Annotated in this window: 21 protein-coding genes; 13 read left to right on the forward strand and 8 right to left on the reverse strand. The window is 67.6% G+C overall.

Annotated features, from left to right (window positions below; translation table 11 throughout):
* Positions 1–11: 11 nt before the first annotated feature.
* Positions 12–221: a flagellar basal body rod C-terminal domain-containing protein gene (locus tag GGQ93_RS14610; protein ID WP_182714154.1), complete on the reverse strand. Its 210-nt coding sequence runs from the start codon at positions 219–221 to the stop codon at positions 12–14.
* Positions 222–426: 205 nt separating this feature from the next.
* Here GGQ93_RS14610 and GGQ93_RS14615 point away from each other — a divergent pair, with 205 nt between their 5' ends.
* The 3 genes from GGQ93_RS14615 (at position 427) to GGQ93_RS14625 (ending at position 3,685) form a co-directional block, all read left to right on the forward strand.
* The gene (locus GGQ93_RS14615) at positions 427–2,340 is read left to right on the forward strand and encodes a DEAD/DEAH box helicase (RefSeq protein ID WP_183217972.1); all 1,914 of its coding nucleotides are present in this window, start codon (positions 427–429) and stop codon (positions 2,338–2,340) included.
* A 38-nt stretch (positions 2,341–2,378) separates the two neighbouring features.
* The gene (locus GGQ93_RS14620) at positions 2,379–2,702 is read left to right on the forward strand and encodes an Mpo1-like protein (protein ID WP_183217973.1); all 324 of its coding nucleotides are present in this window, start codon (positions 2,379–2,381) and stop codon (positions 2,700–2,702) included.
* A 92-nt stretch (positions 2,703–2,794) separates the two neighbouring features.
* Positions 2,795–3,685: a hypothetical protein gene (locus GGQ93_RS14625; protein WP_183217975.1), complete on the forward strand. Its 891-nt coding sequence runs from the start codon at positions 2,795–2,797 to the stop codon at positions 3,683–3,685.
* Between the two features lie 72 nt (positions 3,686–3,757).
* Here the strand turns inward: GGQ93_RS14625 and GGQ93_RS14630 are convergent, their stop codons facing one another.
* The 5 genes from GGQ93_RS14630 to GGQ93_RS14650 all read right to left on the reverse strand — a co-directional run bounded on the left by GGQ93_RS14630 (position 3,758) and on the right by GGQ93_RS14650 (position 8,190).
* Positions 3,758–4,318 (reverse strand): 3D domain-containing protein, encoded by a 561-nt coding sequence (locus tag GGQ93_RS14630; protein WP_183217977.1) that lies wholly within the window; start codon positions 4,316–4,318, stop codon positions 3,758–3,760.
* 84 nt (positions 4,319–4,402) lie between these two features.
* Complete coding sequence (locus GGQ93_RS14635) at positions 4,403–5,227, reverse strand: sulfite exporter TauE/SafE family protein (protein WP_183217979.1); 825 nt, start codon at positions 5,225–5,227, stop codon at positions 4,403–4,405.
* A 35-nt stretch (positions 5,228–5,262) separates the two neighbouring features.
* Complete coding sequence (locus GGQ93_RS14640) at positions 5,263–5,949, reverse strand: hypothetical protein (RefSeq protein ID WP_183217981.1); 687 nt, start codon at positions 5,947–5,949, stop codon at positions 5,263–5,265.
* 75 nt (positions 5,950–6,024) lie between these two features.
* On the reverse strand, positions 6,025–7,041 hold the full coding sequence (gene dusA, locus GGQ93_RS14645) for a tRNA dihydrouridine(20/20a) synthase DusA (protein WP_183217983.1): 1,017 nt from the start codon (positions 7,039–7,041) through the stop codon (positions 6,025–6,027).
* Positions 7,042–7,260: 219 nt separating this feature from the next.
* Positions 7,261–8,190 carry a LysR family transcriptional regulator gene (locus GGQ93_RS14650; RefSeq protein ID WP_054764807.1) on the reverse strand — a complete coding sequence of 310 codons (930 nt, stop codon included), beginning with the start codon at positions 8,188–8,190 and terminating at the stop codon, positions 7,261–7,263.
* A gap of 93 nt (positions 8,191–8,283) precedes the next feature.
* Between GGQ93_RS14650 and GGQ93_RS14655 the strand changes: the two genes are divergently transcribed.
* The 10 genes from GGQ93_RS14655 to GGQ93_RS14700 all read left to right on the forward strand — a co-directional run bounded on the left by GGQ93_RS14655 (position 8,284) and on the right by GGQ93_RS14700 (position 20,450).
* Positions 8,284–9,786, forward strand: a complete 1,503-nt coding sequence (locus GGQ93_RS14655) for a CoA-acylating methylmalonate-semialdehyde dehydrogenase (protein WP_183217986.1) — start codon at positions 8,284–8,286, stop codon at positions 9,784–9,786.
* A 144-nt stretch (positions 9,787–9,930) separates the two neighbouring features.
* The gene (locus GGQ93_RS14660) at positions 9,931–11,070 is read left to right on the forward strand and encodes an isobutyryl-CoA dehydrogenase (RefSeq protein WP_183217988.1); all 1,140 of its coding nucleotides are present in this window, start codon (positions 9,931–9,933) and stop codon (positions 11,068–11,070) included.
* 66 nt (positions 11,071–11,136) lie between these two features.
* Entirely contained in the window at positions 11,137–11,418 is a 282-nt protein-coding gene (locus tag GGQ93_RS14665; RefSeq protein ID WP_182714146.1) for a type II toxin-antitoxin system Phd/YefM family antitoxin, read from the forward strand.
* Positions 11,399–11,809, forward strand: a complete 411-nt coding sequence (locus GGQ93_RS14670; protein ID WP_182714145.1) for a type II toxin-antitoxin system VapC family toxin — start codon at positions 11,399–11,401, stop codon at positions 11,807–11,809. The genes GGQ93_RS14665 and GGQ93_RS14670 overlap by 20 nt, the downstream gene beginning before the upstream one ends.
* Positions 11,810–11,816: 7 nt before the next feature.
* A complete protein-coding gene (locus GGQ93_RS14675; RefSeq protein ID WP_183217990.1) occupies positions 11,817–12,863 on the forward strand; it encodes an enoyl-CoA hydratase/isomerase family protein in 1,047 nt (348 codons plus the stop codon).
* Between the two features lie 51 nt (positions 12,864–12,914).
* Positions 12,915–13,817, forward strand: coding sequence for a 3-hydroxyisobutyrate dehydrogenase (gene mmsB / locus GGQ93_RS14680; protein ID WP_152949563.1), 903 nt, complete (start codon positions 12,915–12,917; stop codon positions 13,815–13,817).
* Between the two features lie 243 nt (positions 13,818–14,060).
* A complete protein-coding gene (locus GGQ93_RS14685; RefSeq protein WP_182714142.1) occupies positions 14,061–14,558 on the forward strand; it encodes an RNA polymerase sigma factor in 498 nt (165 codons plus the stop codon).
* On the forward strand, positions 14,555–15,523 hold the full coding sequence (locus tag GGQ93_RS14690) for a FecR family protein (protein WP_183217992.1): 969 nt from the start codon (positions 14,555–14,557) through the stop codon (positions 15,521–15,523). Before GGQ93_RS14685 ends, GGQ93_RS14690 begins: the two co-directional genes overlap by 4 nt.
* 112 nt (positions 15,524–15,635) lie before the next feature.
* Entirely contained in the window at positions 15,636–18,890 is a 3,255-nt protein-coding gene (locus tag GGQ93_RS14695; RefSeq protein ID WP_183217994.1) for a TonB-dependent receptor, read from the forward strand.
* Between the two features lie 66 nt (positions 18,891–18,956).
* The gene (locus GGQ93_RS14700; protein ID WP_183217996.1) at positions 18,957–20,450 is read left to right on the forward strand and encodes a CehA/McbA family metallohydrolase; all 1,494 of its coding nucleotides are present in this window, start codon (positions 18,957–18,959) and stop codon (positions 20,448–20,450) included.
* 29 nt (positions 20,451–20,479) lie between these two features.
* Here GGQ93_RS14700 and GGQ93_RS14705 read toward each other — a convergent pair whose 3' ends face one another.
* The gene (locus GGQ93_RS14705) at positions 20,480–22,618 is read right to left on the reverse strand and encodes a TonB-dependent receptor plug domain-containing protein (RefSeq protein WP_183217998.1); all 2,139 of its coding nucleotides are present in this window, start codon (positions 22,616–22,618) and stop codon (positions 20,480–20,482) included.
* Between the two features lie 104 nt (positions 22,619–22,722).
* Positions 22,723–23,202, reverse strand: coding sequence for a PraA/PraB family alkane oxidation protein activator (locus GGQ93_RS14710; RefSeq protein ID WP_183218000.1), 480 nt, complete (start codon positions 23,200–23,202; stop codon positions 22,723–22,725).
* Between the last annotated feature and the right edge of the window lie 85 nt (positions 23,203–23,287).

Consider the following 23,287-nt stretch of genomic DNA (forward strand, 5'->3'; position numbering starts at 1 on the left):
GGCGTCGCGGCTCAGGCCAGGATGTCCAGCAGGGTCGCCGTCATTTCGTCGGCGGTTCGGACCACGGCGGCGTTGGCGCTGAAGGCGGTCTTGGCCTGAAGCCGTTCGACGGTTTCCTCGGCGAGGTTGTCGAGCGGCGCGGTCGCAGTGCGGCGCGCGCTGTTTTCGAACCGCATCTGGGCGCTGGTCATTCCGGCGGCGGCGATGGAAAGCGCTTGCATGATAGGCTCCGAACGAGGCGGGTTTGATCGCCAGACTGTCGCCCTCAGGTCAACGTCGCCTGAAGGAACAGGGTGAACGGCGTTTTCCGCCCCGCTTCAGCCTTTATCCGTGTATAGAGCGCCCATCATTCGCCCGGCCTGAGGTCTGTCCTCGGCCGGGCGCGGTCGTTTCGACGACCGCCTCGTCCGTCATTCCAGGTAGCCGATGCCCTTTCCCGCCGTTCACCCCGCGCTCGACCGCGCTCTGATCAACAAGGGCTATGCCGAACCGACCCCGGTTCAGGCCGCCGTGCTGGAAGAGGGCCATGCGGACCGCGACCTGCTGGTCTCGGCCCAGACCGGATCGGGCAAGACGGTGGCCTTCGGCCTGGCGGCGGCGCCGACCCTGCTGGGCGACAGTCCCCAGTTCGGCCCCGGCGGCGCGCCCCTGTGCCTGGCCATCGCGCCCACGCGGGAGCTGGCCATGCAGGTCGCCGCCGAGCTGCAATGGCTTTACGCCGATTCCGGCGCCAAGATCGCCACCTGCGTCGGCGGCATGGACGCGCGCCGTGAAGCGCGTGCCTTAAGCTTCGGCGTCCACATCGTCGTCGGCACGCCCGGCCGTCTGAAGGACCATATCGACCGGGGCAATCTGGACCTGTCCGAGCTGAAGGTCGCGGTGCTCGACGAGGCCGACGAGATGCTGGACATGGGCTTCCGCGAGGACCTGGAGCACATTCTGGACCAGGCGCCGGAAGGCCGCCGCACCCTGCTGTTCTCGGCCACTCTGGCGCGCGAGATCGTGACCCTGGCCAAGCGCTATCAGAAGGATGCGGTGCGCATCGACGCCACCGACAAGTCGCGCCAGCACGCCGACATCGAATACAGGGCCTATCGCATCGCCCCCAACGAGATCGAACACGCCGTGGTCAACACCCTGCGCTGGTTCGAGGCGCCGCGGGCCATGGTCTTCTGCTCCACGCGCGACAGCGTGCGGCATCTGCAGTCGTCGCTGCTGGAACGCGGCTTCTCCTCGGTCAGCCTGTCGGGCGAAATGGGCCAGCGCGAGCGGACCGACGCGCTTCAGTCGCTGCGGGACGGCCGCGCCCGCGTCTGCGTCGCCACCGACGTCGCCGCGCGGGGTCTGGACCTGCCCGACCTGGGCCTGGTCATCCACGCCGAACTGCCGATGAACCGCGCCGGCCTGCTGCACCGTTCGGGCCGGACGGGCCGGGCGGGCAAGAAGGGCGTCTCGGTCATGCTGGTGCCCCACTCGCGTCGCCGCAAGGCCGAGCGTCTGATGGACGAGGCGGGGATCGAGGCCGTCTGGTCCGGCGCCCCGACCTTCGACGAAATCCGCAAGGCCGACGAGGATCGGCTGCTGTCGCCCGCCCATTTCGAGGCCGAGGTGTCGGACGAGGACATGATCGTCGCCAAACGGATGATCGCCGAGCGCACGCCCGACGAGATCGCCGCCGCCCTGGTTCGCCTGTTGCGCAAGGAACAGCCGGCGCCGGAAGAACTGTCCGATCCGGGTTCGGATCGCGGACCGGCCAAGCGCGACCGCGCCGCCCGCAATGACGACGGCACGGCGGCCCAGCCCTGGCCGGGCGAGCGGCTGGGCGCCGACGAGGTGGTCTGGTTCCGCCTGGACGTGGGCCGCAACAAGAACGCCGACCCCAAGTGGCTTATCCCGCTGATCTGCCGCATCGGCGGCATCTCCAAGCCTCAGATCGGCTCGATCCGCACCTTCCCCGAAGAGACCCGGTTCGAAATCGCCAAGACCCATGAAAAGGCCTTCCGCGAAGCGGTCGCCGCTTCGAAGGAAGAGGTGAAGATCACGCCGTCGGAGGCGCCCACGCCGGGGTCGATGAAGGCGTCGCGCTTCGCCGGCAAGCCGCGCGAGGACGGCGACCGCCCCTTCAAGAAGACGTCCTACAAGCGCGCCGAAGGCGGAGAGGGCGACGCCCGTCCGCCGTTCAAGAAGAAGCCCTGGGCGCCCAAGACCGACGGCGCCGCCAATCCGCGGTCGAATGCGGCGGGCGACAAGCCCTTCGCCAAGAAGCCGTTCAAGGCCAAGCCGGGCTTCAAGAAGGACGGGTTCAAGAAGGACGGCTTCAAGGGCAAGCCCAAGGGCTGAGACTTGATTGATTCTGGACGGAGGCGCACCCTTCGCCCATGAGCACGCCGTCCGAACCCCAGGGCCGATACGCCTCGTTCGAGGCCTTCTACCCCTGTTACATCCATGAGCATTCCAACCGGACCTGTCGGCGCATCCACGTCGTGGGCACCGGACTGGTGATCCTGGCCCTTCTCGCCTTCGTCGTGACCCTGAATCCCTGGTGGCTTCTGGCCATGCCCCTGGTCGGCTACGGCTTCGCCTGGGTTGGACATTTCTTCTTCGAGAAGAACAAGCCTGCCACCTTCAAATATCCGCTGTGGAGCCTGATGGGCGACTTCCGCCTGTTCTTCGAGACGGTGTCCGGCAAACGCAAATTCTGACCGCGCGCCCTGGGTTTCGGAAGCTGCGCCTTTCTGGAAAATGGGTTATGCAGAAGGTGCGGCGGGAGGCCGCAGGGAAGGGGAAACGCTTCATGAAACGCATCGCCGCCGCGGCCGTCGCCGCCCTCATGTTCACACCGGGCGTGGCCCTGGCCCAGAAGTCGGGAAGCCGCCCGGACTTCACCCTGTCGCCCAACTATGGGGAGGTGGAGCTGGAAAGCGGCTTCACCCCCGATCCCTGGACCAAGTCCATCCTGGCCGGCGGTTCCGTGGCCGCCTCGGCCGCCCGTTCGGGCTGCGAAGGTTCGGTCAGCGCCGCGCCGGATCTGCAACTGACCTATGAGGCCGGCGAACTGGACCTGACCATCCGGGCCACGGCCTCGGAAGACACCACGCTTCTGATCAATACGCCCGACGGTCAGTGGCTGTGCGACGACGACAGCGGCGGCGATCTGAACCCCCAGGTGCTGATCTCCGATCCGCAGAGCGGCCGCTACGACATCTGGCTGGGCACCTATAATGACAAGATGGTCCAGGCGACGCTCGAGGTCAGCGAACTGGGCGGCTCCAGCAGCGGCGGCGGCGAAAGCCCCGATACGGATAAGGAGCCGAACTACGGCTCGGTGCGCCTGCGCACCGGCTTTACCCCCGATCCCCACGAAAAGTCGATCCTGGCCGGCGGCTCGGTCCCGGCCGCCAACGCCAAGGCGGGCTGTGAAGGTTCGGTCAGCGCGGCGCCCGACTATCAGGTCTTCTTCGAGGCGGGAAATCTGGACCTGACCTTCCTGGTCGAGGCGTCGGAAGACACCACCCTGTTGATCAATACGCCGAACGGCCGCTGGTACTGCGACGACGACAGCGGCGGCAGTCTGAACCCCAAGGTCCAGATCACCAATCCGCAGAGCGGCCGCTATGACGTCTGGGTCGGCACCTATGGCGACGACATGGTCCAGTCGACGCTGAAGGTCAGCGAACTGGACTGAGCCTTCGCAAATCCCGCACATGAAAACGCCGGCCCCTGACGGAGCCGGCGTTTTTCACGTCTTGAAGGTGATTTAGCGGCCGGCGCTTTCCCAGGCCGGGGGGCAGCCGTCGAAACGACCGGCGTCGGCGATGGTCAGGGTCCGCATGTTCAGACGGCGCGCCTGGGCCATCGAGCCGCGGCCGCTTCCGGTATAGAGGTCGATCTTCTGACCCTTGATCGCCCCGCCGGTGTCGGAGGCGTACCAATAGCCGTCATGGATCGAACCGTCGGCCAGACGCATCCCCACGGTTTCGCGGATGAAGAGTTTGGTGCGACGCGGAATGACGCGGGGATCGACCGCCACGGTGCGCATGGCGATGGGACGGCAACCCAGGGAATCATTGCCCGTCGCCCCGCCGCCGCCCGCATGATAGAGCCGGGCCGAGGCGCGCCAGTCGGGATCGCCGGCCATAAGCTCGGCCTGTTCCTCCGTCAGGGCCGCAGCCTCCAGATCGGGGGAACCGATGTCGTCCGCCGGGGTTTCAACCCTGGCTGCATCCGCCGCGACAGCGACATTGTAAGGGACTGGCTCGCTCGAAACCGAGGACAGAGCGGTCCACAACAAGGCGAAGGCAGCGGAGGCGCCGATCATCCGATTTGCTCATAGAGGCGCCGGCTCCCAACGCCGCCGGCGCGCGTTTTGTCGCCGGGACTTGTGGCCAGAAAGGGGCGCGGCTCAAAACGCCTTGATGACGACCGATAGGGCTGTCGCCAACAGATAGACTGCAAAGGCTTTTTTCAGGACGCGCCGATCCAGCCGGTGCGCCAGTCGCGCGCCCAGCGGCGCCGACAGGGCCGTCATCATCCCCATGATCACGGCGGCGGGCAGATTGACATAGCCGAGCGACAGGGGCGGGCGGCCCGGCGCGTCCCAGCCGAAAACGACGAAACCGGCCGCCGCCGCCGCCCCGATCGCGACCCCGAAGCCCGAGGCAGTCGCCACCGCCTGGTGGATCGGCCGGCCGAACAGGGTCATCGTCATGCCGCCCAGACTGCCGCCCCCCACGCCCATCATGGCCGAGAACAGGCCGATCAGGCTTCCCAGGACGCCTCGGGTCCCGCCCGTGGGCATGTCATTCCTCAGCACGTAGCGCTCGGGCAGCAGGCCCATCTGGGCCGCCACCAGGATCAGCAGGACGCCGTAAACCAGGGCCAGCCCCTCCATGGAGGTCACGCCGGCGATGGCCGCCCCCGCCACGGCGCCCAGGGCCACCCAGGGCGTCCAGGTCCGCAGCACCTGTTCGTCCACGGCCCCGTGCTTGCGGTGGGCGGCCAGGGACCGCAGGGCCGTGACCACGATGGTCGCCAGCGAGGTGCCGATGGCGGTGTGCAGATCGCCCTCTCCCCCGACGCCCAGGACAGTGAAGGCGTAGAACAGCACCGGCACCAGAACCGTGCCGCCGCCCACCCCGAACAGGCCGGCGATGATCCCGCCGAACAGCCCCGCCCCGATCAGGGCCAGAACCAGCAGGGCGATTTCAGACAGGGGCAGGCCGAACATGCCGCGCCCTTAGCAGGCGCGGGGCGCCTTCACCATCAGAACCGGTAGTTGAGCCCGATCTGCACGACGGGCAGGACCTTGTAGTCGTCGGCGTCGGCCTGAATCTCACGCTCCTCTTCCGCCAGACGATCCTGGAAGGCCGGCTGGTCGGACAGGGTCCCGCCCGAGGCGTTCAGATCGACCTGGGGCGCATCGCCGAAGGCCGCGCCGGCCAGCAGCCGCAAGCCCCAGCGCCCGTCATGGGTGAAGGTGTTGTCGAACCCGAGGCCGACGAAGGGGGCCGTGCTTTCCAGGTCGATGCGGCCGGTCAGGGTTCCGACCTGCTCAGGCGTGAAGACCAGGCCGCCGATATTGACCGGCTCGGTCGGGGTGGCGTTCAGATCGACCTTGCGCGTGCCGAAATAGGCGCCGGCCGAGACGAAGAAGGGGTTCTTGAACGGGTGCAGATCCACGAAGGCGCCCGGCGACTTGAAGTCGATGTCGGCCTCATAGTCGATGCCGTCATAGGTGTCGTCGCGGTCCCACTGAAGCGCGTCATAGCCGCCGCGCAGCACCAGATAGTCGTTCACGGCGAACTGGGCCTGAAGCCCGGCGCCCGGCGTGCCGACCTGGGCGCCCAGGGCGAACCGGCCCCGCTCCGCACTGGAAACGGGCGTCTGGGCTGCGGCCTGGGCGGCGGGCAGGAGGGCGGCCGCGGCGGCGGCGAGGGCGATGAGCTTCATGGCGGACTCCGGTCGCGAAAAGGGTTCGACGCTGAAAGGCGCGGCGACCCGGACGGTTCCCGGCCCGGCTGGGCGTCAGGCCGCCGCGTCGCGCCGCGCCTCGGCCTCGCGCACCGCCTCGGCGGCGCGGTCCAGAACCTCCAGCCCCGCGCCCGGCCGGATGGCCTCGACCGTCAGAATGCGGCGGAAGGCCCGTGCCCCCGGCCGTCCGTGCATCAGCCCCAGCATGTGGCGCGTCATGGCCGCCAGCCGCACCCCCTCCGCCAGCCGGGCCGCCATATAGGGGCGATAACGGTCCAGGGCCGCAAAGGCGTCGACGTCGACCGTCTCGGCCCCGAACAGGCGCCGATCCGCCTGACCCAGGAGGGCCGGCTCATGATAGGCGGCCCGGCCCAGCATCACCCCGTCCAGCCGCACCCCGTCGGTGTCGTCCAGCAGGGCCTCGGCCTGATCCAGATCGGCGATCCCGCCGTTGATCGAAATGTTCAGCTGGGGCCGCTCGCGCTTCAGCCGGCGCACCAGTCCATAATCCAGGGGCGGCACGTCCCGGTTCTCCTTGGGCGACAGGCCCTGAAGCCAGGCCTTGCGCGCATGGACGATGAAGACCTCGATCCCGACGGCGGCGCAGGCGTCCACGGTGGCGAACAGGCTGACCTGGGGGTCCTGGTCATCGACGCCGATCCGGCATTTGACCGTGGCGGGCACGGACACGGCCTCCCGGATCGCCGCCATACAGTCGGCGACCAGCGCCGGCTCGCGCATCAGACAGGCGCCGAACCGGCCCGACTGAACCCGGTCCGAGGGACAGCCGACGTTCAGATTGATCTCGTCATAGCCGTAGGCTTCGCCGATCCTGGCCGCCTGGGCCAGCTCTTCAGGATCGGACCCGCCCAGTTGCAGGGCGACCGGATGTTCGACCGCATCGAACCCCAGCAGATGATCCCGATCCCCATGCAGCACCGCCGGCGCCGTCACCATCTCCGTATAGAGCAGGGCCCGCGCGCTGAGGGCGCGGTGAAACGCCCGGCAATGCCGGTCGGTCCAGTCCATCATCGGGGCCACGGACAGCCTACGTGCGTGGGTTATAGGCATTGTTCAGTAATATCAAAACTTTGGTTGGCAGACTGTGCGCTCGATCTTGCGCCGGTTTGCGACGTTGTTTCCGGCTTTTCGACATCTCAGCGCACGCAGGGCGCACACGAAAATGGCGAGGTATTCGAAGCTCCCGTCCGGAACATGCGAGTCCAGGAGGAAGGGTCGCTATATAGGCGAGACCGTCCTCAAACGCGATGATGCGCGGGACAGCGGCCGTCAGCGCCGCTTCGATCCCTGTCGAGCCGGACGGTCCTGATCGGACCCGCGACGCTCGTGGGGAGACAGTCGTGTGCGGTGCATGTCGCAGATGTCCTTTATCCAGGCGTGAACAGCCTTGATCCGTGCACTGCCGTGGACCTCCCGGTGGGTGCTGAGCCAGAAACGACGCTCTATCCAGAGGTCTGGCAGCACGCGTTGGAGGCCGGTCGCCATGAAGCAGGGCAGGACGCCGATTCCCCCGTTCCCGGCGATGATTTCCCTCTGCGCGCGGATGGATGAAGAGGAAAGGACAGGCTTCAAACCCGGTGAAACCTCATCGAGATACCTGAGCTCCGGCGCATAGATCAGATCCTCGACATAGCCGACGATGTCGTGCCCGGTCAGGTCATTGGCGTCCTGGGGCGTCGGGTGTCGCTCGAGATACTCCGGCGAGGCGTAGAGCCCGAGCTGATAGGGCGTCAGCGGCTCCACGACCAGGCGAGCGCTGTCGGGCGCGCTCAGGGTGACGGCCATATCCACCTCGCGACGGCTGGGAGAGAGAAAGCCCGAACTGGCCGCCAGTTCTATCCGGAGATGAGGATGCTGTCGGCGAAGCCCGGAAAGGGCAGGCGCCAGGATGGTGGCGCCGAATCCCTCGGCGGCGCTGATCCGCACGGTGCCCGCGATGCGATCGGGATGGCCGACGCTCGCCGCAGCTTCCATCGCCACCTCAGCCTGGGCGCCCGTTTCGAGGAGGTAGGCGCCGGCGGCTGTCAGCCGAAGGCCGCTTTTGGACCTCACAAGCAAGGTGGCCTTCAGGGCCGACTCCAGCCTCGCGATCCGGCGGCCCACGGTCGCCGCGTCAATCCCGAGCCGGATGGACGCTGTCGAAAGGGAGCCGCTGCGGGCGGCGGCGAGGAACACTCGGAGATCGTCCCAATCGAACATGCAGAAATGCAATCTCAAACACGCAAAAACGCAGTTCAAGTCCGTAGATGAACAGTCTAGGTCTGGGCAAGATAAAAAAAGGCAGGAACGCTCATGCGCGACATCAACCATTTCATCGACGGCGCCGTCTTCGCGGGCGCGTCGGGCCGGTTCGGCGAGGTGTTCGATCCCAATACGGGGGCGGTTCAGGCGCGGGTCCAGCTGGCCACGGCCGGCGAGGTCGATCGCGCCGTCCAGGCGGCCCAGAACGCTTTCGAGGGCTGGTCCAGCACCAATCCCCAGCGTCGCGCCCGAGTCATGTTCGACTTCAAACGCCTGGTCGAGGCGAACATGAACGAACTGGCCGAACTGCTGTCCAGCGAGCACGGCAAGGTCATCGCCGACTCCAAGGGCGACATCCAGCGCGGGCTTGAGGTGATCGAGTTCGCCTGCGGCATCCCCCATGCGCTGAAGGGCGAATACACCCAAGGCGCCGGGCCCGGCATCGACGTCTATTCGATGCGCCAGCCGCTGGGCGTGGTGGCGGGCATCACCCCGTTCAACTTCCCGGCCATGATCCCGATGTGGATGTTCGGCGTGGCGATCGCGGTGGGCAACACCTTCGTGCTGAAGCCGTCCGAACGCGATCCGTCGGTGCCGGTGCGGCTGGCCGAACTGATGCTGGAGGCCGGGGCGCCCAACGGCGTGCTGAACGTGGTGCATGGCGACAAGACCGCGGTCGACGCCATCCTGACCCATCCCCTGGTCCACGCCGTCAGCTTCGTCGGCTCGTCCGACATCGCCCACTATGTCTATCAGACCGGCGCGGCCAACCATAAGCGGGTCCAGGCCATGGGCGGGGCCAAGAACCACGGGATCGTCCTGCCTGACGCCGACATGGATCAGGTGATCAAGGATCTGGCGGGCGCGGCCTATGGCTCGGCCGGCGAGCGCTGCATGGCCCTGCCGGTGGTCGTGCCGGTCGGCAAGAAGACGGCGGACGAACTCCGTGAACGGATGGTCGCCGAAATCCCCTCGCTGCGGGTCGGCGTCTCGACCGACGCCGGCGCCCACTACGGTCCCGTCGTCACGGCCCAGCACCGCGAGCGCGTCGCCGGCTGGATCGAGAAGGGCGTTCAGGAAGGCGCCGAACTGGTCGTCGACGGTCGCGACTTCAGCCTGCAGGGGCATGAGAAGGGCTATTTCATCGGCCCGTCCCTGTTCGACCATGTGAAGCCCGAGATGTCGTCCTATCAGGAGGAGATCTTCGGCCCGGTGCTGCAGATCGTCCGCGCCGAAACCTTCGAGGAGGCCCTGGCCCTGCCGTCGAACCACCAGTACGGCAACGGCGTCGCCATCTTCACCCAGAACGGCCGCGCGGCCCGCGACTTCGCCGCCTGGGTCAATGTCGGCATGGTCGGGATAAACGTGCCCATTCCGGTGCCGGTCGCCTATCACACCTTCGGCGGCTGGAAGCGTTCGGCCTTCGGCGACATCAACCAGCACGGCATGGAAGGGGTCCGCTTCTGGACCAAGACCAAGACCGTGACCGCCCGCTGGCCCGACAGCGCCCTGGAGCATTCGGACAGCTCGTTCGTCATTCCGACGATGCGCTGACCCTTCGCCGCCGTCACCCTCGGGCTTGACCCGAGGGCCGGATTGTCCGCGGCTTGTGCGACGACGCGGACGCGCAGACGCTCCGGCCTCCGATCCTCGGGTCAAGCCCGAGGATGACGGGGGAGGGGCGGGGAGTGATGACCTATGAACTTCGCCCTTACCGACGACCAACGCGCCATCCAGGATGCGGCGCGCGCCTTCGCCGAGGCTGAACTGGCGCCCCATTCGGCCCGCTGGGACGAGGAGAAGCATTTCCCCGTCGCCGTGATGAAACAGGCGGCCGAGATGGGCTTCTGCGGCATCTACACGGCTGAGGAACACGGCGGCATGGCGCTCGGCCGCGTCGAGGCGGCGCTGATCTTCGAGGAGTTGTCGCGCGGCGATGTGGCGACGGCGGCCTTCATCTCGATCCACAATATGGCGACCTGGATGATCGACCGGTTCGGATCGGACGCTCTGCGCGCGCGGTTCGTGCCGTCGCTGGTCGGGATGGAGAAGATCGCTTCGTACTGCCTGACCGAGCCGGGGTCCGGCTCCGACGCGGCGGCGCTGCGGACCACGGCGGTGCGCGACGGCGACCACTATGTGCTGAACGGCTCCAAGGCCTTCATCTCGGGCGCGGGGACCAGCGACCTCTATGTCGTCATGGTTCGCACCGGCGGCGAAGGCCCCAAGGGGATCAGCGCCCTGGTGGTGGAGGCCGGCACGCCGGGCCTGTCGTTCGGGGCCCAGGAACGGAAAATGGGCTGGAACGCCCAGCCGACCGCCATCGTCCAGTTCGACGACTGTCGCGTGCCCGTCGCCAATCTGCTGGGCGAGGAGGGGGCGGGCTTCCGCTACGCCATGGCGGGGCTGGACGGCGGGCGTCTGAACATCGCCGCCTGTTCGCTGGGCGGGGCGCGGCTGGCCCTGGAGACGGCCCAGGACTATGTCGCCACCCGCAAACAGTTCGGCCGCCCGATCGGCGAGTTTCAGGCGCTGCAGTTCCGGCTGGCGGACATGGCCACGGACCTGGAGGCGGCGCGGCTGATGGTGCTGCGCGGCGCCTGGGCCATCGACGCCGACCATCCGGAAAAGACCAAATGGTGCGCCATGGCCAAGCGAATGGCCACTGACGCCTGTTTCCAGATCGCCGACGAGGCCCTGCAACTGCACGGCGGCTACGGCTATCTGAAGGACTATCCGCTGGAGCGGATCGTGCGCGACCTGCGGGTCCACCGCATCCTGGAAGGGACCAATGAGATCATGCGGGTGATCATTGCGCGGGAGATGGGGCGGGCATGACGCCGCCTATGGCTCCAGCCCCTTGGACGGTTTATGTTCTGACCATAATGGTCAGGAGACAGAGCCATGCGTGAGATCGGAGTGCTGGAAGCCAAGACCTCGTTCACCAGCTTGATCGCTGAGGTGGAGCGAACGGGCGAAGAGGTGCTGGTCACGCGACGGGGGCGGGCGGCGGTCAAGATCGTGCCGGCGTCGCCGCAGCGCCGGACCCGGTCGCCGGAAGAACGCCGCGCCATAGCCGAGGAGATCATCGCCTGGCGCGACGCCCAACCCATAGACTCGACCCTGGCGGAGATGAGCTGGGACGAGCTTAAAAAAGTGATCCGCGATGAAGACCGTCACGATTGACGCCTCCTGCGCGATCAGCTGGCTGTTCGCCGAACAGCGCACACGGGCGGCGGATCGATTGCTGCTGGACGAGGCGATTTATCGGACGGCGCCGGATGTGTTCGCGTGGGAGATCGGCAACTTCATCTCATTGCGGGTGGGGCGAGGCCGCGCCGATCTTGACCCGTTGCGCGAGAAGCTGGGTCAGCTGGACATTCGCGTGACGCCTCCTAGGGACAGCGAGGCGACGTTGGCCCTGATCGGTCCGTCCGTGACGCACGGACTCAGCCTGTTTGACACCGCCTATCTGCTTCATGCCTTGGGCAATGGGGGGGCGCTGGCCTCCCGAGACGCTGCCTTGTTGGACGCCTGCCGCGCCGTCGGCGTCGATGTTTTTGATTTGCGGGATTGAGCCGAGAATGACCACCGAAGCCGAAATCATCGCCCGCATCGAGAATGGCGTGGGCCGCATCACCCTGAACCGGCCCAAGGCCATCCACGCCCTGAACCGGCCGATGTGCGAGGTCATGACCCAGGCCCTGCTGGCCTGGCGCGACGATGCGGCGGTCACGTCGGTGCTGATCGACCATGCCGGCGAGCGCGGCTTCTGCGCCGGGGGCGACATCCGCACGCTCGCCGAGAGCGGGGCGGGCGATGCGTCGGAGGCCAGGGCCTTCTTCCTGGCGGAATACCGGCTGAACCATCTGATGTTCGACTATCCCAAGCCGATCACGGCGATCGTGGACGGGATCGTCATGGGCGGCGGCGTCGGCATATCGGAACCCGCCGCCATCCGTATCGCCACCGAGCGGACCACCTACGCCATGCCCGAGACGGGCATCGGCCTGTTCCCCGACGTGGGCGGCGGCTGGTTCCTGCCGCGCCTGCCGGGCCAGACCGGCGTCTGGCTGGCGCTGACGGGGGCGCGGTTGAAGGCGCAACAGACGATCGAACTGGGCATCCACACCCACTATGTCCCGTCCGACCAGATCGAGGCGTTGAAGGCGGACATAGTGAACGGCGGCGAGCCGATCGCGGTCGCCGAACGTTACGATTTCCGCATTCCGCCGGGCCTTTCGGACCACCGCGCGGCCATCGACCGGCTGTTCGCCTTCGACACGGTCGAAGAGATCTTCGCGGCCCTGGAGGCGGACGGTTCGGACTGGGCCCTGGCTCAGCTGGCGGTTCTGAAGAACAAGTCGCCCCAGTCGTTGAAGGTCTCGCTGCGCCAGATCCGCACCGGGGCCAGGCTGACCACCTTCGCCGACAATATGGCGATGGAATACGCCCTGGGCGGCCGGATGGTGCGGACCCACGACTTCCAGGAGGGTGTCCGCGCGGTGATCGTCGACAAGGACAATGCGCCGAAATGGTCCCCTGCGGACCTGTCGGGCGTTACCGAGGCGACGCTGGCCGCCCTGTTCGCGCCTCTGCCTGAACATGAACAATGGACGCCGCTGCCCTGACAGCGTCCCCGCTTTCGCGGGGATGAGCGGGCGACAATAGGGAGAGAGACCATGACCAAGATCGCCTTCATCGGCCTGGGCAATATGGGCGGGGGCATGGCCGCCAACCAGGCCAAGGCCGGCCACGCCGTCGCCGCCTTCGACCTGTCGCAGGCGGCCCTGGACAGGGCCGCCGCCGCCGGCTGCACGCCTGCGGCTTCGGTCGCCGAGGCCGTGCGCGACGCCGAGGTGGTGATCACCATGCTGCCCGCCGGACCCCATGTGCATAAGGTCTATGCCGAACAGATCATCGGGGCGGCGCCGTCCAGCGCCCTGCTGCTGGACTGCTCCACCATCGACGTGGAGACGGCGCGCAAGGTGGCGGGCCTGGCCAAGGCGGCCGGCTACGCCTTCGCCGACGCGCCGGTGTCGGGCGGGACGGCGGCGGCCGATGCGGGAACCCTGGCCTTCATGGTCGGCTGCGACGAGGGCGATTTCGCCCGGGTCGAGGCGGCGCTGGAGCCGATGAGCCGGATCACCATCCGCGCCGGCGATCACGGCGCGGGCCAGGCGGCCAAGATCTGCAACAACATGCTCCTGGGCATATCCATGCTGGGCGCGTGCGAGGCGATCGCCCTGGCCGAAAAACTGGGTCTGGACCCGGAGCGCTTCTTCGAGATCGCCTCCAAATCCTCGGGCCAGTGCTGGAGCGTGACCAGCTATTACCCCTGGCCCGGCCCCGTACCCGCCGCCCCGTCGAACCGCGGCTATCAGGGCGGATTCGCCACCGCCATGATGCTGAAGGATCTGAAACTGGCCCAGGACGCGGCGGCCAAGTCCGGCGCCTCCACCCCCCTGGGCGCCCAGGCCGAGGCCCTCTACGCCCTGTTCGACGGCCTGGGCCACGGCGGCCGCGACTTCTCGGCCATGCTGCAGATGCTGCGCGGACGGCTGGACGCGCTGGAGGCCCAATGATGGCCGACACCCCCGGCCCGAGGCGCTGAATGCGCTGGATTCGGCCCTGTTCGCCGGGCGAGGCGCCGCGCCAAATCAGCCGCCTGATGCGGGAAGGGTGAAACGCGGTCGCGCTTTTCCGAGCGGTTTCGCCCTCTTGGGCCGATCTTTGGTTGAAAGCCGAGGGCGGCCGTCGAGGCGTTATGAGTCTGTCAAAAGCGCCTGCTAAGCCCGGCTCCGGGTCTGGAGAGACGGGCGACAGTCTTGGACGATCACGCGCGCTTCTCCGAAGCCTTGGAAATCGACGGGCAGCGCCGGCCGTTGATGCGATTTCTGTCGCGTCATGTGCGAGATGAGAGCGTGCGCGAGGATCTGGTGCAGGAAAGCCTGGTCCGCTTGCTGCTGTTTTCCCGTCGACACGCCGTCCAGAACATCTCGGCGGCGGCCAGGACCATCGCCTGGAACGTCATGCGCGACCACTTCCGCCGCCGTCGCCGTGTCGAGGCCGAGCCCTTGAGCGACGGCCAGAGCAGCGATGCGCCCCTGCCGGACCAGATGCTGCTGCACAAACAGCGGCTTCAACAGTTCGTCCAACTGCTCGAAGAGATGCCGCCGCTGCGTCGGGAAGTCTTCATCCGGCGTCGACTGCACGGCCAGACTCATGCGGAGATTGCCGAGGCTCTGGACCTGACGCCGGATGCCGTGGAAAAACACATCGTGCGCGGCATGCGGCAGTTGTGCGAAGCGATCGACCAGAGATGACCTCCTCCCTCAAAGATCAGGCCGCGCGGTGGGTGGACCAGGGCGGCGGCGCCGAGGCGTTGAACGACTGGCTCCAGGCGTCGCCCGAACACAGGCGCGCCTATGATCAGATCGATCAGACGATGCGCGATCCCGCGCTGGTCGAGGCCATGCGGCTGCACGACGCCCGACCCAAGGTCGTCGGGTTGCGCCCCCAGGCGCGCGCAGGGGCCTTCACACGCCCGGTCCGGGGCTGGACGCCGGCCCTGGCGGCCGCCCTGGTCGCCGGCCTGCTGCTGGCCGGCGTCTTGAGCGCGCCGCCGCTGCGCGAGCGCCTCTATCCGGTCGCGGCGCCCAGGTCGCCTCTGTTGGTGGTCACAGCGCCGGGACAACTGCGGACGATCACCCTGTCGGACGGCAGCCGAATCCACCTCAACGGCGACACCCGACTGAGCCTGGCGCAGCAAGGCGGCGGACGACATGCGCGGCTGATCCGGGGCGAGGCCCTGTTCGACATCCGCCACGATCCGGAACGGCCCTTCGTCCTTGCGCTGGATCACGGCTCGCTGACCGATCTGGGAACCACCTTCAATGTCAGCATCTCCGGCGATCAGGCCGCCGTTCAGGTCTATTCCGGCACGGTTCGACTGAAGGGTGAGACGGGGGTGGCGACGCTGAACGCCAATCAACAGGCCGATTTGACCCGAGGAGTCGTCGGATCGGTCAGCGGCTTCGACGCCCAGGCCGGCGACTGGCGGGGCGGTTGGATCGAGGCGCGCGATTGGCCGCTTCACCGCGTGGTCGAGGCGCTGAGACGGCGCAGCGGCGTCGCCATCGTCGTGGCCAGCCCGGCCCTGGAGTCCAAACGCATCACGGGCCGGGTGCGGCTGGACACCCCGCGTGAGGATCTGGACGCCCTGGCCGACCTGCACGGCTTCGTCGTCCGAGAACGTTCGGACGGTCTGGTGCTGACCCAGGGCGGCTGAGGCGAAGGCGCCTTTCACAAAACCTTGTCAAAACTCCCTGTCCGGTTTCGCCGGACCCCGGCGTCGTAACTCCCGTCATCTCGGCCAGAGCGCCGGAATATCGGGGGATAGAATGACCAAACGCATCTACGACTTCCACGCCTCGGCCCTGGCCGTGGCGATCGCCGCCGGCGCCTGCGCCGCTGTGGTCACGCCTGCGGCCGCCACCGCTCCGGCGGCGTCCGACGCTGCGGCGCCGATCGCCTTCAACATTCCCCCTGGCGCGCTGGGCGAGGCTCTGATCCGCCTGTCGCGCGCCACGGGCCTCACTGTGGTCGCCGACCCTGAGGTCGTCGCGGGGCGGACGACGCAGGGCGCGGTCGGCCGCCTGACCGTCGAGCAGGCTCTGGATCAGCTTCTGCGCGGCCAGGACCTGTCCTACCAGCGCAGGTCCAATGTCGTAGTCATTCGGCCTGCGGCGCGCGCACCCCAGGCAGCGACGGATCGCGCCGTTCGCCAAGCCGATCAGCAAGCCGCAGCGCAGCTGGAAGAGGTGGTGGTGGTCGGCACCCGCCGCGACGCCGGCTTCAGAGCGTTCCAGGCGATCCAGCCCATATCGATGCTGTCGGCCGCCGACCTACAGCATACCGCCACCCACAACGCCGCCGAGATTCTGGGGCTGCTGCCCAGCGTCAACGTCATGCAGAACGGCAGTTCGTTCCTGAGCGGCAGCAACGCCTATGCGATCGACGGCGCCTCGCGCGGCGAAGGCCAGTTCGTCTCGATCCGGGGCATGAACGCCGAATACAATGTGACCCTGCTGAACGGGGTGGAGGTGGCCCAGGCCCAGGCCTACTCCCGCGCGGTGCAGCTGAACCTTCTGCCGCCCGCGGCGGTGCAGACCGTGGTCTTGCGAAAGACCTCCACCCCCGACATGAACGGCGACGCAATCGGCGGGACAATTGATTTCCGCACCCCCACCGCCTTCGACTTTTCGGGACGGTCGCGCGGGTCGGTCAGCGTCAGCGGGCGTCTTGAAAGCCAGGCCCTGCGGCTGGACGCGGACGGCGCCGGTCAGGGCGTCGCCGCCGAATACGGCCGCAAGCTGGATGCGGAGGAACGGTTCGGCGTCTACGCCAGCGGCTATTATTCGGTACGAAACTACGCCAATTCGCTGATGGGCGGATTGCAGGCTGCGGCCAGCGGCGACGATTCCCGCGCCTATGCCGTGGTGGACGCCGATGGGAACAATCCCGCCGGGGTCGATCCGATCTCCAACATCCTCCTGGCGGGCATGAATATCGGCGTGTCCAGCGGCCGGACGGAGATGTGGGGGGGAACGCTTTCGCTGGATTGGCGGCCGGACGCCGACACCAGCGTCTATCTCCGGGGAACCTCCGCCCGCTATTTCACGACCCAGAACTCCAGCCTGAACCAGATCATCGGCGAACACGCCGTCAATCGCGAGGGGCGCAGTCCGTTCAAGACCGATCTTGACGGGAATTTCATCCTCGACAGGAACGGCGCCAAGATCGTCAGCGACAATGTGTACAAGACCGACGCCGCAGGCGGCTACATCCTGGATGCCGACGGCAACAAGGTCTTCCAGGGCAAGTACATCGACCTGGGCGGCGGTCGCTACGGCACCACAATTCCCTTCGTCTCGAACCGGCTCTGGTACGAGACCAACCCGGAACGGGCGGAGCTGATCACCCTGTCTCTGGGCATGGACAAACAGGCGAACGGCTGGACGTTCGCTCCCAACGCCTTCTATTCACAGGGGCGCAACGATCGCCCGGACCATCTGGAGCTTTGGACCACTTCGGTGCCGATCGGCGGCGCCAGCGCCGGGGCCTCCCCGTTCGGACGGCCGACCCTGGTGAGCTATAATTCCAGCGGCTACCCCGTGCCCCAGCTGACGCCGGACATGGAAAGGGCGGCCTCCAGTCCCGGCTCCATGCCCGCCGCCTGTTGCTACGAAAAGACCACCGGCCTCAGCGAGCAGACCAAATACGGCGCCAAGCTGGACGTCAGCCGCGAAAGAGACGGCGATTTCGCCCGTCTGATCAGCGGGGGGCTTCGGTATGTGCGCAGCAGCCGCGACGTCAGCAACCGCGACTGGACGGTGAACGAACCCAATCCTTTAGCCACGATCGCCGATGACCGCCGACTGCTGAAGGGGTATTTTCCGGGCTTTCCCGGTCAGTACGACTATCCGATCCCCGATTTCGATCTGGATGAACTGTCGCGTCGCTTCGGCGCCCTGACCGACACCCAGGCCAAGCTGGACGCCGCCAGCGACATCTGCACCGGAAGCGACTCCGCCTGGAAGGTCGTCACCAACGAGAACTGCAACACCCTGAGCGGCAGCGAGGCGGTGTGGGCCGGCTATATCAGCACCTTGTCCGTTTTCGGCGACGCCCAGGTGGTGGCGGGCCTGCGTTACGAAAAGAGCATCATCCACAACCGCTACTGGGTGCGGCAATGGAATGAGGCGGGGGACGAGGTTCTGGGCGCCTTCGACAGCAACCGATCCGCCTATTCCAAACTGCTGCCCAGCATCGCCCTGACCTATCGCCCCAGCGATCGCTCCGTCTATCGCGCCAGTCTTTGGACCAGCTACACCCGGCCGCCCTTCTTCCAACTGGGGGGATCGGCGACCCAGACCTATGATCCGGCGACGCGCGTGACCTCGATCACGCGCGGCAATCCGGACCTCAAGGCGATCGACGCGATCAACTTCGACGTCAGCGGCGGGTGGACCTTCGATCAACACGGCTATCTGAACATCGGCGCCTATTACAAGCACCTGTCCAACTACATCTACGGCAGCGGTTCGAACTATGTGAACACCGAACGCGGCCAGATCAGCAGAGTCATCGTCAACCAGCCCCGTAACGGCGGCGACGGGGATCTGTTCGGCGTCGAGTTCGAAGGGCAGCAGAAGCTGGGCGCGCTGAACCCTGTGCTCGACGGTTTCTCCATCGGCGGAAATCTGACGCTGCAGCATTCCGAAGTCGACATCGGCGCCGAGTGGGGCCGCCATCAGCGCATGCAGAACGCGCCGAACGTCACCGGCAATATCGGCGTCTTCTACGCCGACGACCGCTTCACCCTGGATCTTCTCTATCGCTACACCAGCGACTTCCTGCAGAAGTACGATCTGTTCTCGACGGGCTCGAGCTGGAGCGACGTGTGGGTCCGCCCGACGAGGCGGGTCGATCTGCACGCGGGCTATCGCCTGGGCGCGGTCGATCTGGACCTTTCGATCGCGAACCTGACCGGAACCCACAGCTATTGGTCGCATGTCGGCCGCAACAGCTCCGCCATCTCCGACATCGTCCAGTCGGGGCGGACGGCCCTCCTGACCGCCAAATACAGCTTCTAGTCCAGCCTTTCCGGCGCGCGGCGACGCCGCGCGCCGTCCCGGCTCTGATGAAGAGGAAAGATCCTCATGAAAACGCCGCTCTGCGCGACGCTCGCCGCGCTCGTCCTTTTCGCCGCCGGCTCGGCCTTGGCCGCCGACCGCCGCGTCGATCCTCCCGAACAGGTCATCACCGGCCGTCTGACTCGCGCCGATCACCAGACCCACCGCGAAGTGGTCTTCACGGTGCCGCCCGGCGCCACCCGGGTGACCGTTCGTTTCCGCTATCTCAGGCGCACCCAGGACGCAGGGGTCGATATCGGCGTGTTCGACCCTGAGCGCTTCAGGGGGTGGAGCGGCACGACCCGCGACGTCTTCACCCTGTCCACGGAAGAGGCGACGCCGGGCTATCTGCCCGGCCCGCTGCCGGCGGGACGTTGGCGGCTGGTTCTCAGCGCCTCGCAGATCCGACCCGGCGCCGAGATCGAGTACGAGACCCGCGTCGCCGTCGAAACCCGCCCTCGCCCGGTCGAGTTCGCAGACGCCCCGATCAATCCCGCGCCGGGCTGGTATCGCGGCGATTTCCACGTCCACACCGGCGATTCCGACGGCAGCTGCGCGGCCCACAGCGGACGGGAGACCCATTGCCCCGTCTATCGCGCCGTCGAAACAGCTGCGGGCCGAAACCTGGATTTCGTCGCCATCACCGATCACAACACCACCGCCCACTACAATGAGATGCGCGAGTTGCAGGAGCATTTCGACAAAGTGCTTCTGGCGCCGGGGCGGGAGATGACGACCTTCTTCGGCCACGCCAATGTCTTCGGCCTGACGCAGTTCCTCGAGTACCGGATGACGCAGCCCGACGCTGCGGACGCCTTGTCGTGGATTCAGGCGGCCAACGACTCCGGCGGCCTGGTGTCGGTCAACCACCCCGGCGTAGCGACCGGAGAGGAATGTATGGGCTGCGGCTGGTCCGTCGATCCCCTTCCACCCGGCTCCATCGGCGCGGTCGAGGTGGTGAACGGCGGCACCCTGGACGAGTTCGGCACGCCCGAGGGCCCTAAACAGGGGTTCGACCTGTGGGACCGACTGCTCAATCAGGGCGAACACGTCACCGGGATCGGCGGCAGCGACATCCACAATCCGGACCTTCCGACCGAACGTCTGGGCACGCTCGGCTCCCCTACCACGGCGGTCTATATGCCCGAGCTTTCGGTCAAGGGGCTGCTGGCGGGCGTCCGATCCGGGCGGGTGTTCATAGATATCGACATGCGGCCTGATCGGCTGCTGGATCTACGGGCGGAGGCGGGGCCCGCCCGGGCCGAGATGGGCGGATCGCTCCCGCTGGCTCGGGGAGCGACGGCGACCTTCTTCGTCACCGCGCGCGGCGTGCCCGGCGGGCAGATCGAGGTGATCGAGGACGCGGCTCTGGTTCCGGCCCTGGCCCGTCCGACCCCGGCGGAGGGCGAGGCGAGCTTCGCCGTATCCGGAGACGGCGCGCGCCACTGGATCCGGGTTCAGGTCCGCGACATCCACGGTCGCCTCGTCCTCATCGGCAATCCGATCTATCTCACGCCCTGACGCGGGCTCCCGCTGTTGGGCCTGCACATCTAGAACCGCTTGCCCAAGGTGATCTCGATGCGGCGGCCGACGGGGTCGCGGCTGTCGCGGCCGTAGCCGGGGGCGGGGGCGCCGTCGGCGAGGCGGGCGGAGGGGCGTTCGTCGGTCAGGTTCTGGATCGACAGCTCCAGCCGCGCCCCTTCCGCCCGTCGCCCGGACACGTCCCGGAAGAGGCGATAGGTCGCCTTCAGGTCCAGGCGGGCGAAGTCGCTGATCCGCAGGTCGGCCGGGCCGTCTTCACCGATGGTCGCCCGGCTGCGATAGCCCGCCGTCCACCGGCCGGTGACGTCGATCTTCAGCGGCCCCTTCATCCGGCTGAGCGTCCATCCCAGGTCCTGGCCGGACACGCCGCCGCCGTCACCGGCCAGACGATCCAGGACCGGCAGGCCCCGGCCCAGCTCGGTCCGGTCGGTCAGCCGCCAGGTGTGAAACAGGTTGACCGTCCAGGTCGCGGCGGAGGCCTCCGGATCGACCGGCGGGTTCAGGCTCAGACTGGTGGTCAGAGACCGGGTCTCTGAAGCCGTGGCGTTGAAGGGGCGCAGGTCGATCCGAACGAGACGGCCCGACGCATCGCGCAGGAACCGGTCGGGATAGGCGGCCTCGGTCTGTGGCGTCGGCTGAAGACTCGACGAGATCCCGTCGCGCGTGCGGGCCAGGGACAGGCCCTGGTTGAAGCCGACGCTCCACCGGGTGAAGGGGCCCAGCGACAGGTTTAGAGCCGCGCCTTCGGACCGGGCGGCGGTCAGGTCGGGATTTCCGCCGACCAGGGTCTGGACCTCGACCGCCTCACCGGTGCGGAAGTCATAGACGACGGCGTTCGGGCCCTGGCGCGGCGGGGCGAAGCGGTCCAGGTCGCTGGGCGCGGTCAGGGTGCGGTTCCAACTGGCGCTGAGGCTGACCTTGTCACGCGGCTGCCAGGCGGCGCCCAGGTCCAGACTGTTTCCGCCCCCGGCGTCGGTGTCGCGGCCCCCCGCGCCCAGGCTGACGGACAGGCCGCCCAGGCTCACGCCCCCGATTTTCAGGGTCTTCGCCTCGCCCTCGAGACCAGGCGGCGGCGCAGGCTGGGACAGGGGGACGGTGATCTGCCCCTGCCAGGCGGAGGCCGTCGTGGCGCGCCGGTCCGTCTCTCCCCCAGCCTCCGTCCGGGTTCGGTTCCGGTTCGCATCGGCGGACAGATTGACGGCGATCGGGCCGGCGCCCAGGCCCGGCAGGCTGCGGTTCAGGGCGACCGCGCCGCTCCAGCTCATCAGGTCGGTCTGGGAAGGCGTCGGGCCTTCGGCCTCGACGACATCGGCCGTGGCGAGGAGATTGACCTGGGCGGTCCAGTCTAGAACCGAACCGCTGAGGCCGCTGCGCACCTCCCAACGGCGGGTGTCGGTGGAGAGAACCGTCAGGCCGTCGGCGTCCCGCGTGGTCGATCGGCTGGAGGTTTGGCTCGCCGAGGCGTTCAGGCTGGCGGCCCAGTCGCCCAGGCTGCGGTTGAAGGCGGCGTTGGCCGAAAGGAACCGGCTCTCGGGCGTCAGGCTGACGTCCGCGCTGTCGGGGTGATCACGCAGATAGGCCGGGCGATCGTCGGCGAGAAGGGCAGAGACGTCGCGCAGGGTCAGGGTCAGGTTGGTGATGTTGCGGTCCTGGAGCCGGGACTGGCGCGCCGTGGCGGAAAGCTCGCGGAATCCTCCGGCGGTCGGAGCGGCCGCCGTCAGGGCGCCGTCGCGGCTGGCGAAACTGCGCTGCAGGACCAGGTTGAAGACCCGGCCGGAGGGAGAGCCGCCGTATTCCGCCGCCGAACCGGCCGGCAGGACCTCCAACCGCTCCAGGGCGTCGGGCGGCAGGTCCAGAAAGACGGAGGGGTCCGGCATGCGGACGCCGTTGATGATGACCACGGGCGGCTGGCCGGGGCTGAACTGACGCGCGGCCTGGCCCAGGACGTCGCCGACGCTGGCGCCGGCCAGGGCGTCGATGCGGGCGGCGTCATATTCATACTGGGGCGGGGTGCGCGCCGCCCCCCGCCGGGCGGCCACCTCCACGTCGGGCAGGACGGTCACCGGGGGCGGATCGGCCTGCGGCGCCGGCGTCGCCTGGACGGCGGCGGCGCTGAACCCGGCGAGCGTGAGACAGAGGGAGATCACAGGGACAATCTAGGAGCGAGCCGGACCGCGCGGAAAGAAAAAAGGCCGGGCGTCGCGGACGCCCGGCCAGGCTTTCAGGTTTAGGATCCGGGGACCAGCCGAGCCTAGAGGATTTGCAGACCCGGAATACGGATCGAGCCGCTGACGATGGTGCAGTTGCGACCGCCGGCGTTCACGGGGGGCAGGACGTTGTTGTTGAAGGTCGCCGTGCTGGTCGCATTGTTCCAGGCGACCACCACCGTGCCGTAGCAGGGATCGTTGGCCACGGTGTTGGCGCCGATGGTCAGGGCGATCGAGGTGGTCGATCCCGGCACCACGGCCGCGCTCCAAGCGCCGGACGGCGCAACGGCCAAGCAGGCGATGCCGCCGGGCGAGATGCTGCGAGTCGGGATGGGCGCGCTGGTCGCGCTCAGCGGGCTTGCGGTGATGGAGACGTTGCAGGTGACGCTGATCGTTTGCGACAGGGTCACAGAACCCGATCCGGATACGCTGCCCGAGCTGGGCGAGAAGGATTGGGCGAAGCTGGGGGAAGCGACGGCGACGGAAGCGAGCGCCGCAGCTGCGATGGAAAGCATCTTGATCATGGTAGTCCTCCCTTTGAGTGGGTCCTTGGTTGGACCCGTTGAGCGTGTGTTCACCCGCTAGGGGCGATGTACTTACAACGCGGAA

The sequence above is a fragment of the Brevundimonas aurantiaca genome, from assembly GCF_014199955.1.
Taxonomy (GTDB): Bacteria; Pseudomonadota; Alphaproteobacteria; order Caulobacterales; family Caulobacteraceae; genus Brevundimonas; species Brevundimonas aurantiaca.